This window comes from Streptomyces sp. NPDC093065, from assembly GCF_044754585.1.
Lineage (GTDB): Bacteria > Actinomycetota > Actinomycetes > Streptomycetales > Streptomycetaceae > Streptomyces.
Genome location: NZ_JBIVPJ010000001.1, coordinates 314532 through 331384 on the forward strand (window position 1 = coordinate 314532; position 16853 = coordinate 331384).

The 16853-nt window shown below is 71.2% G+C and carries 16 protein-coding genes; 8 read left to right on the forward strand and 8 right to left on the reverse strand.

Annotated features, from left to right (window positions below; translation table 11 throughout):
• Positions 1-81 precede the first annotated feature (81 nt).
• On the forward strand, positions 82-939 hold the full coding sequence (locus tag ACIQFU_RS01300) for a hypothetical protein (protein WP_402548086.1): 858 nt from the start codon (positions 82-84) through the stop codon (positions 937-939).
• 57 nt (positions 940-996) lie between these two features.
• Here ACIQFU_RS01300 and mmsA read toward each other — a convergent pair whose 3' ends face one another.
• Entirely contained in the window at positions 997-2499 is a 1503-nt protein-coding gene (gene mmsA, locus ACIQFU_RS01305; RefSeq protein WP_402548088.1) for a CoA-acylating methylmalonate-semialdehyde dehydrogenase, read from the reverse strand.
• Positions 2500-3281: 782 nt separating this feature from the next.
• Here mmsA and ACIQFU_RS01310 point away from each other — a divergent pair.
• Both ACIQFU_RS01310 and ACIQFU_RS01315 read left to right on the forward strand, forming a co-directional pair.
• Positions 3282-3473, forward strand: coding sequence for a helix-turn-helix transcriptional regulator (locus tag ACIQFU_RS01310; RefSeq protein ID WP_402548090.1), 192 nt, complete (start codon positions 3282-3284; stop codon positions 3471-3473).
• Positions 3474-3553: 80 nt separating this feature from the next.
• Positions 3554-4135, forward strand: coding sequence for a GNAT family N-acetyltransferase (locus tag ACIQFU_RS01315; protein WP_402548092.1), 582 nt, complete (start codon positions 3554-3556; stop codon positions 4133-4135).
• Here ACIQFU_RS01315 and ACIQFU_RS01320 read toward each other — a convergent pair.
• Positions 4122-5159: a zinc-dependent alcohol dehydrogenase family protein gene (locus ACIQFU_RS01320; protein ID WP_402548094.1), complete on the reverse strand. Its 1038-nt coding sequence runs from the start codon at positions 5157-5159 to the stop codon at positions 4122-4124. The genes ACIQFU_RS01315 and ACIQFU_RS01320 overlap by 14 nt on opposite strands.
• A gap of 199 nt (positions 5160-5358) precedes the next feature.
• Between ACIQFU_RS01320 and ACIQFU_RS01325 the strand changes: the two genes are divergently transcribed.
• Together ACIQFU_RS01325 and ACIQFU_RS01330 are read left to right on the forward strand one after the other, a co-directional pair.
• The gene (locus tag ACIQFU_RS01325) at positions 5359-5601 is read left to right on the forward strand and encodes a heavy-metal-associated domain-containing protein (protein WP_402548096.1); all 243 of its coding nucleotides are present in this window, start codon (positions 5359-5361) and stop codon (positions 5599-5601) included.
• 36 nt (positions 5602-5637) lie between these two features.
• The gene (locus ACIQFU_RS01330) at positions 5638-7920 is read left to right on the forward strand and encodes a heavy metal translocating P-type ATPase (protein ID WP_402548098.1); all 2283 of its coding nucleotides are present in this window, start codon (positions 5638-5640) and stop codon (positions 7918-7920) included.
• A gap of 668 nt (positions 7921-8588) precedes the next feature.
• Here ACIQFU_RS01330 and ACIQFU_RS01335 read toward each other — a convergent pair.
• The gene (locus tag ACIQFU_RS01335) at positions 8589-9878 is read right to left on the reverse strand and encodes a citrate synthase (RefSeq protein ID WP_402548100.1); all 1290 of its coding nucleotides are present in this window, start codon (positions 9876-9878) and stop codon (positions 8589-8591) included.
• A gap of 237 nt (positions 9879-10115) precedes the next feature.
• Positions 10116-12377: an ATP-dependent RecD-like DNA helicase gene (locus ACIQFU_RS01340; protein WP_402548102.1), complete on the reverse strand. Its 2262-nt coding sequence runs from the start codon at positions 12375-12377 to the stop codon at positions 10116-10118.
• 66 nt (positions 12378-12443) lie between these two features.
• Here ACIQFU_RS01340 and ACIQFU_RS01345 point away from each other — a divergent pair, with 66 nt between their 5' ends.
• Complete coding sequence (locus ACIQFU_RS01345) at positions 12444-12812, forward strand: Uma2 family endonuclease (RefSeq protein WP_402548104.1); 369 nt, start codon at positions 12444-12446, stop codon at positions 12810-12812.
• Here the strand turns inward: ACIQFU_RS01345 and ACIQFU_RS01350 are convergent.
• Both ACIQFU_RS01350 and ACIQFU_RS01355 read right to left on the reverse strand, forming a co-directional pair.
• Positions 12809-12994 (reverse strand): DUF397 domain-containing protein, encoded by a 186-nt coding sequence (locus ACIQFU_RS01350; protein WP_402548106.1) that lies wholly within the window; start codon positions 12992-12994, stop codon positions 12809-12811. The two genes, ACIQFU_RS01345 and ACIQFU_RS01350, sit on opposite strands and share 4 nt — an antisense overlap.
• Before the next feature lie 5 nt (positions 12995-12999).
• Positions 13000-13836, reverse strand: a complete 837-nt coding sequence (locus ACIQFU_RS01355; protein ID WP_402548108.1) for a helix-turn-helix domain-containing protein — start codon at positions 13834-13836, stop codon at positions 13000-13002.
• A 222-nt stretch (positions 13837-14058) separates the two neighbouring features.
• Here ACIQFU_RS01355 and ACIQFU_RS01360 point away from each other — a divergent pair, with 222 nt between their 5' ends.
• Complete coding sequence (locus ACIQFU_RS01360) at positions 14059-14469, forward strand: ATP-binding protein (RefSeq protein ID WP_402548110.1); 411 nt, start codon at positions 14059-14061, stop codon at positions 14467-14469.
• 9 nt (positions 14470-14478) lie between these two features.
• On the opposite strand, the gene ACIQFU_RS01365 is transcribed toward ACIQFU_RS01360, so the two are convergent.
• A complete protein-coding gene (locus ACIQFU_RS01365) occupies positions 14479-15096 on the reverse strand; it encodes a TOPRIM nucleotidyl transferase/hydrolase domain-containing protein (protein WP_402548111.1) in 618 nt (205 codons plus the stop codon).
• 89 nt (positions 15097-15185) lie between these two features.
• Entirely contained in the window at positions 15186-16145 is a 960-nt protein-coding gene (locus tag ACIQFU_RS01370; protein WP_402548112.1) for an RNA polymerase sigma-70 factor, read from the reverse strand.
• A gap of 221 nt (positions 16146-16366) precedes the next feature.
• Between ACIQFU_RS01370 and ACIQFU_RS01375 the strand changes: the two genes are divergently transcribed.
• Entirely contained in the window at positions 16367-16852 is a 486-nt protein-coding gene (locus ACIQFU_RS01375; RefSeq protein ID WP_402548113.1) for a carboxymuconolactone decarboxylase family protein, read from the forward strand.
• Position 16853: the final 1 nt, after the last annotated feature.

The following is a 16853-nucleotide window of genomic DNA, read 5'->3' on the forward strand; positions in this document are numbered from 1 at the left end:
GGTATCCGGACGCTGTCGGTGGGGGCCGGTACAGTCGTGCGCACAGATGAATCACAGGAACTCAGCAACGGGTGGGGACTCATGAAGCTGAAGTACACCGCGGCCTGGGTGGGGCTCACGGCGGCCGCGATGGTCACGGCCACCGCGTGCGGCTCGGACGGCGCGAAGACGGCGACGGAGACGGCCGACAAGGCCGTGGACAAGGCGAACACGGTCATGGCGGCCCTCACCCGGGCCACCTACCGGACCGAGGAGCTGGGCTCCGCCCAGGTCAGGACGACGACCGAGCTGGACGCGACCGGCGGCGAGCCGATCTCCATGGACGGCACGTACTCCTGGGGGGACGGCGCGGCCATGGACGTCGAGATGGACACCGCCGCCGCGCAGATGAGCGCCCTCCAGGACGACCCGACGACGCGGGTCGTCATGGTCGACGGCGCCTACTACTACGACGTCGATCCCCAGCCGAGCGGCCCGATCGCGGGCAAGGAGTGGATGCGCGTCGACGTCGCCGCCGTGGCGGGCGAGGCGGGCGCCGACAACATGGCGGCCAACGCCGACCCCACGGCGACACTGCGCTACATGACGGCCTCCACGGAGGTGGAGGACCTCGGCGAGGAGACCGTCCTCGGCAGGAAGACCACCCACTACCGGGGCAGCCTCGGTGCGGAGCACATCGAGAGGTCCGAGTTCACCGCGGCCGAGAAGAAGGCCGCCATCACCGCCCTGGAGGCGAGTGGCGGAAAGCTGACGTGCGACATCTGGGTCGACGGCAAGGACCTGCCGGTGCGGATCACGCAGAGCGGCGCCGGAATGACGGTGAACATGGACTTCGTGAAGTTCGGGGCCACCAAGAAGATCACGGCGCCGCCCGCCGCCGAGACCGGCGACCTCACCGAGCAGGTCAGGGAGCAGCGGGACACGGCGATCGGCCAGTGACCCGCCGGGCCCCCGGCTCGCCGTGTCGACCGGCGGGCCGGGGGCGTCCGCGCCGCCTCAGTGGTTGCGCGGGAAGCCCAGGTCCACGCCCGCCGGGGCGTCGGCCGGGTCCGGCCAGCGGGTGGTGACGACCTTGCCGCGGGTGTAGAAGTGCGTGCCGTCGTTGCCGTAGATGTGGTGGTCGCCGAAGAGCGAGTCCTTCCAGCCGCCGAAGGAGTGGTAGCCGACGGGGACCGGGATCGGGACGTTCACGCCGACCATGCCGGCCTCGATCTCCAGTTGGAAGCGGCGGGCCGCGCCGCCGTCCCGGGTGAAGATCGCGGTGCCGTTGCCGAACGGCGAGGCGTTGATGAGCGCCACGCCCTCCTCGTACGTCTCGGCGCGCAGCACGCACAGGACCGGGCCGAAGATCTCGTCCTGGTACGCCTTGGCGGTGGTCGGCACCCGGTCGAGCAGCGAGAGCCCGATCCAGTGGCCGTCCTCGTGGCCGTCGACGGTGTATCCGGTGCCGTCCAGGACGACCTCGCAGCCCTCGGCCGCCGCGCCCTCGACGTAGGAGGCGACCTTGTCGCGGTGCGCCTTGGTGATCAGCGGGCCCATCTCGGAGGACGGGTCGGTGCCGGGGCCGATCTTGATCTTCTCGGCACGCTCGCGGATCTTCTCGACCAGTTCGTCGCCGACGGAACCGACGGCCACGACCGCGGAGATGGCCATGCAGCGCTCGCCGGCCGATCCGTAGGCCGCGCTGACCGCCGCGTCGGCCGCCGCGTCGAGGTCGGCGTCCGGCAGGACCAGCATGTGGTTCTTGGCGCCGCCCAGGGCCTGCACGCGCTTTCCGTGGGCGGATGCGGTGGTGTGGATGTAGCGGGCGATCGGGGTCGAGCCGACGAAGGAGACCGCCTGGACGTCAGGGTGTTCGAGCAGGCGGTCCACGGCCACCTTGTCGCCGTGCACGACGTTGAAGACGCCGTCCGGCAGTCCGGCCTCGGAGAGCAGTTCGGCGACCTTCACGGCGGCCGACGGGTCCTTCTCGCTCGGCTTGAGCACGAAGGTGTTGCCGCAGGCGATGGCGATCGGGAACATCCACAGCGGCACCATGGCCGGGAAGTTGAACGGCGTGATGCCCGCGACCACACCGAGCGGCTGCCGGATCGAGGACACGTCGACGCGGGTGGCGACCTGCATCGACAGCTCGCCCTTGAGCTGCACGTTGATACCGCAGGCCAGGTCCACGATCTCCAGGCCGCGCGCGACCTCGCCGAGCGCGTCGGAGTGCACCTTGCCGTGCTCGGCGGTGATCAGCGCGGCGATCTCGTCGCGGTGCGCGTCCAGCAGCGCCCGGAACCGGAAAAGGATCGAGGTCCGCTGGGCCAGGGAGGACTGACCCCAGGTCAGGTACGCCTCCTTGGCGGCGGCGACCGCGGCGTCCACCTCGTCGACCGAGGCGAAGGCGACCTTGGTGGTGACCTCGCCGGTCGCCGGGTCGGTGACCGGCCCGTACATGCCCGAGGCGCCTTCGGCGGTCTTGCCGCCGATCCAGTGGTTGACGATGTTCGTCATGACCGAGAACTCCTTCACAGATGGCGGCGACGGGTCGAGACGTGCCGTTGGTGCAGCTCTCGCAGCGCGTGCTGCGCGTACTGCTCGTACTGCTCACGGGCCGGGAGCGGGACCGGTGCTCGGGTCGCGGTCTCGGCCGTGACTCCATCCCAGCAGCCGGGCGCAGCGGGCGCGCCCGACACTGTGTCTGCGGTTTGGGCGTCCGCGTAGACACGTGGGGCAGTGTGGGCGGCCGGCGCCACGGCGGGACGCGGGAACCTCCGGCGCGGAGCCGGTGCGAGCGGGGAGTTGGCGCTCGTGCCTCGCTCCTGCCAGGGCGAGGCCGCCTTCCCGCGCCGGAGGCGTTCGGTGGGGGAACCGGCGACCGGGCCGTGTGCCATCGGGTCGTGCGCCATCGCGTTCCCTTCTTGCCCGCGCCCTTGCGTCACCCCGGTTTCTAGCCCCGCGCGTGCGGCCTGTCAATGTTTTGTCCGGACATTCGGACGACTTGATCCGGGTGGCGGTCCCGGGGCGTACGACGGAGCGCCGACGACCGGCACAGTCAACGCGCCGCGCCTGAACGACGGCGTACGCCTGTGTGGCACTCGTGTCACAAATGCGCCCTCCGCGTCACACTTGTCACGCGCACGCGGGTCTTCCGTCACACCCCGGTACGGCCCCTGACCGCCCCTCACCCGGCGTCGTTCACCCGGAACAGGCTTGGTGATCGCCGGCGCAGCGCCCGGCTCCCCCCGGCGGCCGTCCCCGGTCGCCGCCGCGGCGCGCGCAGGGAGGTGCAACGAGTGACCGACCGAAGGCTCTGGTCCTACAAGGACATCGCGGCCCACATCAACGTCCAGCCGGACACCGTGCGGTCGTACCGCAAGCACGGGCTGCTGCCACCGCCCGACCACGTGGAGGGAGGAAAGCCGTACTGGTACGCGGACACGGTCCGGGCCTGGGTGGCGTCCCGCCCCCGCAACCGGAAGCGCTAGGGGGCCCGCGGGCGCCCTAGCGCTTCCGGCGCCGGAAAACCGTTCGGTGCCCCACGTCCGCGTGGGGCACAGTTCGGCCCATGGACTTCTCCGTCAAACCCGTGCTGACCGGTGACAGGACCGTTCTGCGGCCCTTCACCGAGGCGGACGCCGAGCCCATGTGGGCGATCGTCCACGACCCCGAGGTCGCGCACTTCACCGGCCCCCCGCCGCGCGAACTCACCCCTCGGGTGCTGCGCGACTGGTACGGCACGCGCGGCACCCGGCCCGACCGCCTGGACCTGGCCGTCACCGACCCCGCCGACGGGGAACTGCTCGGCGAGGTCGTGCTCCACGACTGGGAGCCCGAGAACCGTTCCTGCACCTTCCGCACCCTGATCGGCGCGCGGGGACGCGGCCGGGGCGTCGGCACCGAGGCGACCCGGCTGATCGTCGGCCACGCCTTCGAGGAACTCGGCCTGCACCGCGTCCAGCTGGACGCCTACGCCCACAACCACCGGGCGCTGCGGGTCTACGAGAAGGTCGGGTTCGTGCGCGAGGGCGTGCGGCGCGAGGTGGAGCGGCGGGACGGCGTGTGGGTGGACGAGGTGCTGATGGCCGTCCTCGGCCACGAGTGGGCCGTCCACCGAGGGCGCCCCGGGGCAGCCGTCACGGCTCGATGACCGTCACCCCGGCGCCGGGTGCCGTCCCCATCGCCGTGAGCGCCGCCGGGACCGCGTCGAGGCCGATGGTGGACGTCACCAGCAGGTCCGGCCGGAGCACTCCGGCGCCGACCATCCGGAGCATCGGCGGATAGGTGTGCGCGGCCGTCCCGTGGCTGCCCAGCAGCTCCAGCTCCAGGGCGACCGCGCGGGCCATCGGCACCGGTGTGGTGCCGTCCACCGAGGGCAGCAGCCCGACCTGCACGTGCCGGCCGCGGCGGCGCAGGCCGGCCACGGACGCGGCGCAGGTGACGGGCGAACCGAGGGCGTCGAGCGAGAGGTGGGCGCCGCCGCCGGTGAGGTCGCGGACGGCGGCCGCCGTGTCCGGCGTCCGGGAGGCGTCCACGCACTCGGCCGCGCCGAAGGCCCGCGCCAGCTCCAGCGCGCGGTCCGACACGTCCACGGCGACCACGCGCGCCCCCGACGCCGCGGCGATCATCACCGCGGACAGGCCGACGCCCCCGCAGCCGTGCACCGCGACCCACTCCCCCGCCGTGAGCCGTCCCTGCTGCACGACGGCGCGGAACGCGGTGGCGAACCGGCAGCCGAGCGAGGCGGCGGTGGCGTACGACATGCCCTCGGGCACGGCGACGAGGTTGACGTCGGCGTGGTCGAGCGCCACGTATTCGGCGAAGGAGCCCCAGTGGGTGAAGCCCGGCTGGGTCTGGCGCTCGCACACCTGCTGGTCCCCCGCCGCGCAGGCCGGGCAGCTCCCGCAGGCACAGACGAAGGGCACGGTCACCCGGTCGCCGGGCCGCCACCCGGCCACCCGGTCGCCGACCGCCTCGACGACACCGGCGAGTTCGTGACCGGGGACGTGCGGCAGCGCGATGCCGGGGTCGTGGCCCTGCCATCCGTGCCAGTCGCTGCGGCACAGTCCGGTGGCCTCGACACGCACCACGACGCCGTGCGGCGCGGGCGCGGGGTCGGCGACCTCCCGCACCCCGGCCGGCTCCCCGAAGCGCTCGAACACGACCGCGCGCATCCGTCACCCCCACTTTCGTACTGTCGTGGCTGTCGTCACTGCCGTGGCTGTCGTTCGGGCGGAGTTTCCGCCTTCCGTGCCTCATCTCACGGCAGGCTCATCCGAAGCCATACCCCCTAGGGGTACAGTGGGAGGCGAGTGGTCCAGCCCGGACCCCCGGGTACCCGCCCGTGCACGCCCCCCGACGAGGAGTAACGACATGACCGCCCAGACCGACACCGCCCAGGGCTCCATCACCACCGTCTACAAGGTGAGCGGAATGAGCTGCGGCCACTGCGAGGGCGCCGTCTCCGGCGAGATCTCCGAGATCACGGGCGTCGGCTCCGTGCAGGCCGTCGCCTCCACCGGCGAGGTCACCGTCGTCTCCGAGGCCCCCCTGGACGACGCGGCCGTGCGCGCCGCCGTGGACGAGGCGGGCTTCGAGCTCGTCGGCCGGGTCTGAGCCCGGCGCACCCGTCCCCGCCCTGGAGTCCGGACCATGACCAGCACCACCGCGGACACCCGCACCGCCGCCGCGGCCGCCGGGCCCGAACCCGGCGTCGCCGAGGTCGAGCTGCTCATAGGCGGGATGACCTGCGCCTCCTGCGCGGCCCGCGTCGAGAAGAAGCTCAACCGCATGGACGGTGTCACCGCCACGGTGAACTACGCGACGGAGAAGGCCCGGGTCAGCCACCCGGTGACCGTCGCCGTCGCCGACCTGATCGCCACCGTCGTGAAGACCGGGTACACCGCCGAGGAGCCCGCGCCGCCCCCGGAGCCCGCCGACGAGGCCGGGACCGAGGGGCGCGCCACCGGGGACGGCGACGACGACCCGGAGCTGTCGGCCCTGCGGCAGCGCCTGCTGGTCTCCGTGCTCCTGGCCGTCCCCGTCGTCCTGCTCGCGATGGTCCCGGCGCTCCAGTTCGACAACTGGCAGTGGCTCTCGCTCACCCTGGCCGCGCCCGTCGTGGTCTGGGGCGGGCTGCCCTTCCACCGCGCCGCCTGGACGGGCCTGCGGCACGGCGCGGCCACCATGGACACGCTGGTCTCGCTCGGCACGCTGGCTGCGTTCGGCTGGTCCCTGTGGGCGCTGTTCTTCGGGGACGCGGGCATGCCGGGCATGCGGCACGGCTTCGACCTCACCGTCTCCCGCACCGACGGTGCCTCCACGATCTACCTGGAGGCAGCCGCCGGGGTCACCGCCTTCCTGCTGCTCGGCCGCTGGCTGGAGGCCCGCTCCAAGCGCCGCGCCGGTGCCGCGCTGCGGGCGCTGATGGAGCTGGGCGCCAAGGACGTGGCGGTACTGCGCGAGGGCCGCGAGGTGCGGATACCGGTGGCCCGGCTGGCCGTGGGCGACCGGTTCGTCGTACGGCCCGGAGAGAAGATCGCCACCGACGGGACGGTGGCCGAGGGTGCCTCCGCCGTGGACGCCTCCCTGCTGACCGGCGAGTCCGTGCCGGTGGACGTCACCGTCGGCGACGCCGTCACCGGCGCCACGGTGAACGCCGGGGGCCGGCTGGTGGTCGAGGCGACCCGGGTCGGCGCGGACACGCAGCTCGCGCGGATGGCGAAGCTGGTGGAGGACGCGCAGAGCGGCAAGGCCCAGGTGCAGCGCCTCGCCGACCGGATCTCCGGCGTCTTCGTGCCGGTCGTGCTGCTGATCGCGTTCGCCACCTTCGGCGGCTGGCTCGGTGCCACCGGCGACACGGTCGCCGCGTTCACCGCGTCCGTCGCCGTCCTGATCATCGCCTGCCCGTGCGCGCTGGGCCTCGCCACGCCCACCGCACTGCTGGTCGGCACCGGCCGGGGCGCCCAGCTCGGCATCCTCATCAAGGGCCCGGAGGTGCTGGAGTCCACGCGGCGCGTCGACACGGTCGTGCTGGACAAGACCGGCACCGTCACCACCGGCCGCATGACCCTGCACGAGGTGTACGCCGCCGAGGGCACCGACGCCGACGAACTGCTGCGGCTCGCGGGCGCCGTCGAGCACGCCTCCGAGCACCCCGTGGCCCGCGCGGTCGCGGCCGGCGCCGGGGAACGGGTCGGCACACTGCCGGGCGTCGAGGACTTCGAGAACGTCCCCGGGCGCGGCGTACGCGCCCGCGTGGCGGGCCGCGAGGTGGCCGTGGGGCGCCTGTACGACGCCCTCCCGCCCGAGCTGTCGGCCGCCGTGGACGAGGCCGAGCAGCGGGGCCGTACGGCCGTCGTCGTCGGCTGGGACGGCGAGGCGCGCGGAGTCCTCGCGGTGGCGGACGCGGTCAGGGAGACCAGCGCCGAGGCCGTGGCCCGGCTGCGCCGGCTGGGCCTGACCCCCGTCCTGCTGACCGGCGACAACCGCCGGGTGGCCGAGTCGGTCGCGGCGGCCGTCGGCATCGACGAGGTGATCGCCGAGGTGCTGCCCGAGGAGAAGGTCGCGGTGGTGGAACGGCTGCGTTCCGAGGGCCGTACGGTCGCCATGGTCGGCGACGGCGTCAACGACGCGGCCGCGCTCGCCACCGCCGACCTGGGACTGGCGATGGGCACGGGGACGGACGCGGCGATCGAGGCGGGCGACCTGACCCTGGTGCGCGGGGACCTCGGGGTGGCGGCGGACGCGATCCGGCTGTCCCGGCGCACCCTGTCCACGATCAAGGGCAATCTCGTGTGGGCCTTCGGCTACAACGTGGCCGCGCTGCCGCTGGCCGCCGCCGGGCTGCTGAATCCGATGATCGCGGGGGCGGCGATGGCCTTCTCGTCGGTTTTCGTGGTCACCAACAGCCTCCGGCTGCGCACCTTTCACTGACCCGCACCGGTCCACATTTCACGCAGGTCGAGGGGCTGGGCCTCTGGAGTCCGGCACTCGCCTCACATAAGCTCTTCACAAGGCTCGCGCATCTTCCCTACGCTTGAGCCCTGTGCGACGTACGGGGTTCTTGCGCACCTAACGGACATATGCAAGAGACGCAGATCACAGTGATGCGAACGTAACCATCGAAGGGGTTCGAAGGTCTAAGTTGGCGATGTCAGGAAGCGTCTTGGGGGGCGTGACCTGGCGTCTGGGGATGTCTTGGGGGACTTTCCCAGAGCTGCGTTGCCGGGACACGTACACCGGGAAGCTTTGAGCGGCCCTCCCGGGCGTGCGCTGTCCCGGCAGACCGCACGACGAGCACGACAGGTACGACGAGTACGACAGGTACGACCGCAGGACGAGCACGACCCGCACCGCGAGTTCTGCTCGTTGTGCTCAACAGCGAATTCAGGCGCTGTCCTCACAGACGCCCGGCCGGATCCCGTGGGGGGAATCCGCACCGGGGCATGGGAAGGCGCCCTGGATCGTCGGCCCGTGGGGGGACCGGCGCCAGGGCGCCTTCTGCTGTTCCCGCACCTTTCAGGGGTCCGGGCACGGAAAAGTCCCGTACCACTCGGGGCGGTACGGGACTCACCTGACGCGCTGTGGGGGTGCCTTGCGGCTCAGCGCTCCTCGACGGGCACGAAGTCGCGCTCGACGACGCCCGTGTAGATCTGGCGCGGGCGGCCGATGCGGGAACCCGGCTCCTTGATCATCTCGTGCCACTGGGCGATCCAGCCCGGCAGCCGGCCGAGGGCGAACAGGACCGTGAACATCTCGGTCGGGAAGCCCATGGCCCGGTAGATCAGACCGGTGTAGAAGTCGACGTTCGGGTAGAGGCTGCGCGAGACGAAGTAGTCGTCGGAGAGCGCGTGCTCCTCCAGCTTCAGGGCGATGTCCAGCAGCTCGTCGGACTTGCCGAGGGCGGAGAGCACGTCGTGCGCGGCGGCCTTGATGATCTTGGCGCGGGGGTCGAAGTTCTTGTAGACCCGGTGGCCGAAGCCCATCAGGCGGACGCCGTCCTCCTTGTTCTTCACCTTGCGGATGAAGGAGTCGACGTCGCCGCCCGCGTCGCGGATGCCTTCCAGCATCTCCAGCACCGACTGGTTGGCGCCGCCGTGCAGCGGGCCCCACAGGGCGTTGATGCCCGCCGAGATCGAGGCGAACATGTTGGCCTGCGAGGAGCCGACCAGGCGGACCGTGGAGGTCGAGCAGTTCTGCTCGTGGTCCGCGTGCAGGATCAGCAGCTTGTCGAGCGCCGCGACGACCGTCGGGTCCGGCACGTACTCCTGCGCCGGGACCGAGAAGGTCATGCGCAGGAAGTTCTCGACGTAGCCGAGGTCGTTGCGCGGGTAGACGAACGGGTGGCCGATCGACTTCTTGTAGGCGTAGGCCGCGATCGTCGGAAGCTTCGCGAGCAGCCGGATCGTGGAGAGGTTGCGCTGCCGCTCGTCGAACGGGTTGTGGCTGTCCTGGTAGAAGGTGGACAGCGCCGAGACCACCGAGGACAGCATGGCCATCGGGTGGGCGTCGCGCGGGAAGCCCTTGTAGAAGTTCTTGACGTCCTCGTGCAGCAGGGTGTGCTGCGTGATCTCGCCCTTGAACGCGGACAGCTCGTCGACGGTCGGCAGCTCGCCGTTGATCAGCAGGTAGGCCACCTCCACGAAGGAGGAGCGCTCGGCCAGCTGCTCGATCGGGTAGCCGCGGTACCGGAGGATGCCGGCTTCGCCGTCCAGATACGTAATGGCGGATTTGTAGGCGGCGGTGTTGCCGTAACCGCTGTCCAGCGTCACCAGACCGGTCTGGGCGCGGAGCTTCCCGATGTCGAAGCCCTTGTCGCCGACGGTGCTGTCGATCACCGGGTAGGTGTACTCGCCATCGCCGTACCGCAGTACTACAGAGTTGTCGCTCACGTCTTCCCTCACCGACGTAGTGCCTCATCTTCGAGGTGCCCTGACTGTCTCTACCATCCCCCACTTGGCTGAGGAGAGTGCACTCGGGGTCGACCATCGGGCCTATTGACGGCACTCAGTGCCGCCAACTTGCTCATCCTGCCCCCTCCGGGGCCCATCCGGAAGTGCTGTGTGACCTTTCCGACTCGTTTGATCGATCATTTTTTTCACACGGGCCGGGAGGTTTGCGGGAAGGTTTCAGGGCCGGGAGCCCGCCAGCCGGAAGTCGAGCGCCGTGCACCGCCGTCCGGCCGACACCGTCCGCACCGCCTGGCCGATCGCCTTGCGCGACCCGACGAGCACGACCAGCCTCTTCGCCCGGGTGACCGCCGTGTACAGCAGGTTCCGCTGGAGCATCATCCAGGCCCCGGTGGTCACGGGGACGACCACCGCCGGGTACTCGCTCCCCTGCGACCGGTGGATGGTGACCGCGTACGCGTGCGCCAGCTCGTCCAGTTCGTCGAAGTCGTACGGCACCTCCTCGTCCTCGTCCGTCAGCACGGTGAGGCGCTGGTCGACCGGGTCGAGCGAGGTGACGACGCCGACGGTGCCGTTGAAGACGCCGTTCTCGCCCTTCTCGTAATTGTTGCGGATCTGGGTGACCTTGTCGCCGACGCGGAAGACCCGGCCGCCGAACCGCTTCTCCGGCAGGTCCGGGCGCCCCGGGGTGACGGCCTGCTGGAGCAGTCCGTTCAGCGTCCCGGCCCCGGCGGGGCCCCGGTGCATGGGTGCCAGCACCTGCACGTCCCGGCGCGGGTCGAGCCCGAACTTCGCGGGGATGCGCCGCGCGGCGACGTCCACGGTGAGCCGCCCCGCCTCCTCGGTGTCGTCCTCGACGAAGAGGAAGAAGTCCTTCATGCCGTCGGTGACGGGATGCTGCCCGGCGTTGATCCGGTGCGCGTTGGTGACGACGCCGGACTCCTGCGCCTGCCGGAAGACCCGGGTGAGCCGGACGGCGGGCACGGGGCTGCCGGGCGCCAGCAGGTCCCGGAGCACCTCCCCGGCGCCCACGCTGGGCAACTGGTCGACGTCCCCGACGAGCAGCAGATGGGCACCGGGCGGGACGGCCTTGACGAGCTTGTTGGCGAGGAGCAGGTCGAGCATGGACGCCTCGTCCACGACCACCAGGTCGGCGTCCAGCGGCCGCTCCCGGTCGTAGGCCGCGTCTCCGCCGGGCTTCAGCTCCAGCAGCCGGTGCACGGTGGACGCCTCGGCGCCGGTCAGCTCGGCGAGGCGCTTGGCGGCCCGTCCGGTGGGCGCGGCGAGTACGACCTTCGCCTTCTTCGCCCGCGCCAGCTCCACGATCGACCGCACGGTGAAGGACTTGCCGCAGCCGGGCCCGCCGGTGAGCACGGCGACCTTCTCGCTGAGCGCGAGCTTGACGGCCGCCTCCTGCTCGGGCGCGAGATCGGCGCCCGTGCGCTGCCTCAGCCACCCGAGCGCCTTGTCCCAGGCCACGTCCTGGAAGCCGGGCATCCGGTCCTCGTCGGTGTGCAGGAGGCGCCGCAACTGTCCGGCCAGGGCCAGCTCGGCCCGGTGGAAGGGGACGAGGTAGACGGCGGTGACGGGCTCGCCGCCCTCGGGGTGCGGCACCTTCTCCCGTACGACCCCGGGATCGCCGTCCGGGTCCTCCGGCTCGGCGGCCAGCTCCCCGAGGCACTCGATGACGAGCCCGGTGTCCACCTGGAGCAGCTTCACCGCGTCGGCGATCAGCCTCTCCTCCGGGAGATAGCAGTGCCCCTGGTCGGTGGCCTGCGACAGGGCGTACTGCAGCCCGGCCCCGACCCGCTCCGGGCTGTCGTGCGGGATCCCGACCGACTGGGCGATCTTGTCGGCGGTGAGGAAGCCGATGCCCCAGACGTCGGCGGCGAGCCGGTAGGGCTGGTTCTTCACGACGGAGATCGAAGCGTCCCCGTACTTCTTGTAGATCCGCACGGCGATGGAGGTGGACACCTCCACGGTCTGGAGGAACAGCATGACCTCCTTGATCGCCTTCTGCTCCTCCCAGGCGTCGGCGATCTTCCTGGTCCGCTTGGGCCCGAGGCCGGGCACCTCGATGAGCCGCTTGGGCTCCTCCTCGATGATCGTCAGCGTGTCCAGCCCGAAGTGCTGCGTGATCCGGTCCGCGAAGATCGGCCCGATCCCCTTGACCAGCCCGGACCCGAGATAGCGCCGGATGCCCTGCACGGTGGCGGGAAGCAGCGTCGTGTAGTTCTCCACGTGGAACTGCTTGCCGTACTGCGGGTGCGAGCCCCAGCGCCCCTCCATCCGCAGCGACTCCCCCACCTGCGCACCCAGCAGCGCGCCGACGACGGTCAGCAGATCGCCGGCGCCTCTGCCGGTGTCGACGCGGGCGACCGTGTAGCCGTTCTCCTCGTTGGCGTACGTGATCCTCTCCAGGACGCCTTCGAGAGTGGCGAGCCGCCGCTCGCCGGGGGCCACGGGGGGCTGGGTGGGCATGGGTCGACCGTACCGGTGGGGTGTGACAGGGCGGTCGGAGAGTCGCTTTCTCAGTAGATACTGGCGATGATGTGCCCGTCGAAGCGGCACGAGGGTGCCGTCCGCCGCATCTGCAAGCAGTTGGACGCGCAACTCCTTGACACGCACCCCGACCACATCTGCGCGAACGGCCCCGAGATCGAGCACCCGGCCATCGGACGCATGCGCCGCCCGGACGCCGTCGTGATCCCCGAAGCCACCCTCGACGAAGAGGGCCTGGCCGTCGACGCGACGCAGGTGCTGGCTGCCGTCGAGATCGTCTCACCGTCCGACCCGGGCAACGACTACGGCGAGAAGTTGGCCGACTATCCGGCCATGGGCATCCCGCACTACATGCCGTTCGGGCCGTGGACGGTGGAGACGTCGGAGTTCCGCCGGTACGGCAGGGACGGCTAACGGCGCGTTTGCGACGTGAGGGCGTCGAGGAAGGAGGCGAAGGCCTCCGGCGGGAAGGTGAGGGTGGCCCGGGTGGGGGCCTTGCTGTCGCGGACGGCGACGTGGGTGGTCGACGTGGCTATCTCCACGCATTCGTTGCCGTCGTCGGGGCCTGAGTAGGACGACTTCCGCCAGTTGTCCATGCGTCTCACAGCTCCTTCGCCAGCCGGTTGATGAGGTCACGCGAGCGATCGGGGTCGAGCGATACGGCTTCCACTTTACGGAAACGAGTTCGAAAGGCGCCGAGCTGGGCTTCGGAGTCGATGAACGCCGATCCGTGCGGTACGTCCCGCACCACCGTGTCCAGTTTGGGTACGGCGCCGCCCACGTACGTCATGGTGCTGGCGGCTCTGGCAAAGCCGTCCAGGTCGAAAGGGATGACGCGCACACTGACGTCGTCTGCTTCCGAGAGCTGCAGCAGCCTGGTGAGCTGGGCCCGCGAGGCGACACGGTCACTGACCCTGATACGGAGGGCAGCCTCGTGGAGCACCAACTCGTACGGAACGGTGAGCCGCTGGGAAGCCATGCGGTGACGGACGCGCACCTCGAGTTCCTCGCCGGTGAGTTCGGGCACCCTTCCGGCAAAGACCGCACGGGCGTACTCCTCCGTCTGCAACAACCCCGGCACATACAGAACCGCCACGTCGCGACGGAACCTGGCGTGGTGGTTCAGCTCGGACAGGTCCAGGAACGAGGTGGGCAGCAGGCCCCGGTACTCCTCCCACCAGCCACGCGTGCGGTCGGTTGCCACCTCCGCCAACGCGTTGACGAACTCCTCGTCCGTACAGGCGTAATGAGATGCCAGGCGTCGGAGTCTCTGCTCGCTCACTCCCGACAATCCCGACTCGATCTGACTGATCTGAACGTTGCTCACGCCGAGCATGGCCGCAGCCTGCCGCGCGGTAAAACCCGCCGCTTCCCTGAGCCTGCGCAGCTCGACGGCGAGGCGCAGCTGTCGCGCCGTTGGCTCGCGCCTCGTGGGCATTGACCGTTCCTCCGTCCAACGCGCCCGTCGGCGCGACTCGTTCGGGGTGAAGATTACGCGACCGGCTTGCTGCGCCGAAACTTTAAGGTCTACGGTCGGTGACGCGACGCACACCGTGCGACACCGGGCCGCCGGAAGCGCACCGCCCCGTCCTGCCATGACGGCTGCGGCAATGACACCGGGCCCGCCCCTCACCCCACCGCCCTCCGCGAGGAGCCCCGCATGCCTGAGAACGAACCCTGGGAGTACTCCCTCTACATCCCCAACGACCTGCGTGCCGTCACCGTCAGCCGCCGCACCCTCCGGCTGGTCCTCACCATGCACGGGCTGATCCGCCTCGTCGACGTCGCCGAACTGCTCGCCACGGAGCTGGTGTCCAACGCCGTACGGCACACCAAGGGCCCCGCCGCCCTCCGTATCCGCTGGTCGCCGCCGGGGACGTTGCGGATCGGGGCGTGGGACGCCGACCCCGAACCGCCCGAGCCGCCTGCCCGGTTCGAGCGGGTGACGGAGCTGGAGGAGGGGCGGGGGCTGGCACTCGTACGGGCCTGCGCCGACGTGTGGGGGTGGCATCCGCTGGCCAGACACGGCAACCGGGGCAAGTACGTGTGGTGCGAACTGTCGGCGGCGTGACGACGGCCGTCACAGCGCCGCGAACAGTCCCGCCAGTGGAGCGGGTGTGCGGGCCGGTTCCAGGGCCTCCACCAGGACGCGGCCGTAGTGGATCTTGCGGCCCGACTTGGTGCCGAGGAAGCGGCGGAGTTGCTGCTGGGCGGCGCGGCCCTGCTGGGCGGGCTGCCGGAGGAAGGTCTGGAGGCGGCGCGACTCGCCCTCCGCCTCGACGAGTTCGGTCACCGTGCTCACGCCCAGCGCGCGGATCAGCTCGTCCTCCAGGTCGGCCGCGCAGACGAAGAGGCCGTCCCGCGCCGCGTCGGCGCGTGCCAGGGCCCGGACATAGAAGTCCTGCTCCCGCTCGTCGCACAGGCCCACGAGGCGCAGGTCCAGGGCGGAGGGGCCGAGGAGGCCGGCGAAACGGCCGACGCTCATCGCGCCGCCCATCGGGAGGACGCAGACACCCTCCGTCGCGAGGTCCCGGCCGTGCCGCGCGGCCATCGCGTCGACGGCCGCCGCGTCGCTCGGCCCTTCGAGGAGGACGGCGGTGTGGACGAACAGCCGGTCGGCCAGGTCCTGCGCCGGGCCGCCGGGGCCGCCGGCCGCCCACGCGGTGACCGCGTCGCGAAACGTCCCCATGTCCGTCATGGGGAAAGTCTCCCGCCGTCGTACGTCGTCGCGGTAGTGGATTTCGACATGAGAGGCGCTCCCGGAGCCCCGCTGAGCCCGGACGTCGGTCAGCGGCTCAGGACCGTCTCCTCGCGCATGTACGACAGCTTCTCCGGGTTGCGTACGGCGTACAGGCCGGTGATGCGGCCCTCGTCGAAGCGGACGGCCACCACGGTGTCCAGCTCGCCGTCGAGGCGGACGATCAGCGCCGGATAGCCGTTGACCTGGGCCGGGTCCATCGACACCGGAACGGACAGCTTGACCAGGCCGCCCAGCATGAGACGGGCCACCTTGTCGGCGCCGACGACCGGCCGGAGCACGGCCTGCTTGATGCCGCCGCCGTCGCCGAGCAGGACGACGTCCGGGGAGAGGATGTCGAGCAGGCCCTGGAGGTCGCCCGTCTCGACCGCCCGCTGGAACGCCGCGAGCGCCCGGCGGGACTCGGCCGCCGTGACCTCCCCGCGCGGGCGGCGTGCCGCCACGTGGGCGCGGGCGCGGTGCGCGATCTGCCGGACGGCGGCCGGGCTCTTCTCGACGGCCTCGGCGATCTCGTCGTACCCGAGGTCGAACACCTCGCGCAGGACGAACACCGCGCGCTCGACCGGTGCCAGCGTCTCCAGGACCAGCATCATCGCCATCGACACGCTGTCGGCCAGCTCGACGTCCTCGGCCACGTCGGGCGTGGTCAGCAGCGGCTCGGGCAGCCAGGAGCCGACGTAGGACTCCTTGCGGCGGCCGAGCGTGCGCAGCCGGTTCAGGGCCTGGCGGGTGGTGACCCGGACGAGGTACGCGCGGCGGTCGCGCACCGCGTCGAGGTCGACGCCCGCCCATCTCAGCCAGGTCTCCTGGAGCACGTCCTCGGCGTCGGCTGCCGAGCCGAGCATCTCGTAGGCGACCGTGAAGAGCAGGTTGCGGTGCGCGACGAAGTCCTCGGTGGCCGCGTCCACGGATCCCCCGTCGACCGCGCCCGCGGACCCCCCGTCGCCGGTCGCGTCGCCCTGTTCGCGGCCGTTCCTCTCGCTGGTCACCGGCTTCTCCCGTTCGTTCGGTTCCCACGATGTCACGCGCACAGGACACCGGCCGGCCCGATTCCGTGACACCCGCCGACGGTGGCCTGTGTCACATCGGCGGCCTGTCACAGGGCTCGGTGCGCCGGCGTCTTGTGTTCGTCACCGAGGCACGGAGACACCGGCGGCGAAGCGCCGACAGCCAGACACCGACAGCCAGACACGACAGCGAGGACGAGATCATGGACACCCGATTCAACCTCTTCGAGAACGAGTTCGCAGGCCGGTTCGGGAAGCGGTTCGCGGGCATGGGCATGCTGCTTCACGAGTCGGCGCTGCCGAAGGCCACGCAGGAGCTGGTGTCGCTGCGGGCCAGCCAGATCAACGGCTGCGGCCACTGCATCGACATGCACGTCAAGGAGGCCGCGGCCGCCGGGGAGAGCGCGGTCCGGCTCCACCTGGTCGCCGCCTGGCGCGAGTCCACCGTGTTCACCGAGGCCGAGCAGGCGGCGCTGGCCCTCACCGAGGAGGGCACCCGGCTCGCCGACGCCCACGAGGGCGTGTCCGACGAGACGTGGGCGCTGGTGCGCAAGCACTACGACGACGACCAGACCGCCGCGCTGATCTGCCTGGTCGCCCTGATCAACGCGGCCAACCGGCTCGCCGTGATCACGCACCAGAAGGGCGGCTCGTACGAGGCGGGGATGTTCGCGACGGCCGTGAGCTGAG

Bases quoted from the DNA above. Each gene is read 5' to 3' on its own strand.
- ACIQFU_RS01360 (WP_402548110.1), top strand. From the start codon at position 14,059: ATGCCTGAGAACGAACCCTGGGAGTACTCCCTCTACATCCCCAACGAC.
- ACIQFU_RS01345 (WP_402548104.1), top strand. From the start codon at position 12,444: ATGATGTGCCCGTCGAAGCGGCACGAGGGTGCCGTCCGCCGCATCTGC.
- ACIQFU_RS01365 (WP_402548111.1), bottom strand. From the start codon at position 15,096: ATGACGGACATGGGGACGTTTCGCGACGCGGTCACCGCGTGGGCGGCC.
- ACIQFU_RS01340 (WP_402548102.1), bottom strand. From the start codon at position 12,377: ATGCCCACCCAGCCCCCCGTGGCCCCCGGCGAGCGGCGGCTCGCCACT.
- ACIQFU_RS01330 (WP_402548098.1), top strand. From the start codon at position 5,638: ATGACCAGCACCACCGCGGACACCCGCACCGCCGCCGCGGCCGCCGGG.
- mmsA (WP_402548088.1), bottom strand. From the start codon at position 2,499: ATGACGAACATCGTCAACCACTGGATCGGCGGCAAGACCGCCGAAGGC.
- ACIQFU_RS01355 (WP_402548108.1), bottom strand. From the start codon at position 13,836: ATGCCCACGAGGCGCGAGCCAACGGCGCGACAGCTGCGCCTCGCCGTC.
- ACIQFU_RS01350 (WP_402548106.1), bottom strand. From the start codon at position 12,994: ATGGACAACTGGCGGAAGTCGTCCTACTCAGGCCCCGACGACGGCAAC.
- ACIQFU_RS01315 (WP_402548092.1), top strand. From the start codon at position 3,554: ATGGACTTCTCCGTCAAACCCGTGCTGACCGGTGACAGGACCGTTCTG.
- ACIQFU_RS01300 (WP_402548086.1), top strand. From the start codon at position 82: ATGAAGCTGAAGTACACCGCGGCCTGGGTGGGGCTCACGGCGGCCGCG.
- ACIQFU_RS01375 (WP_402548113.1), top strand. From the start codon at position 16,367: ATGGACACCCGATTCAACCTCTTCGAGAACGAGTTCGCAGGCCGGTTC.
- ACIQFU_RS01325 (WP_402548096.1), top strand. From the start codon at position 5,359: ATGACCGCCCAGACCGACACCGCCCAGGGCTCCATCACCACCGTCTAC.
- ACIQFU_RS01320 (WP_402548094.1), bottom strand. From the start codon at position 5,159: ATGCGCGCGGTCGTGTTCGAGCGCTTCGGGGAGCCGGCCGGGGTGCGG.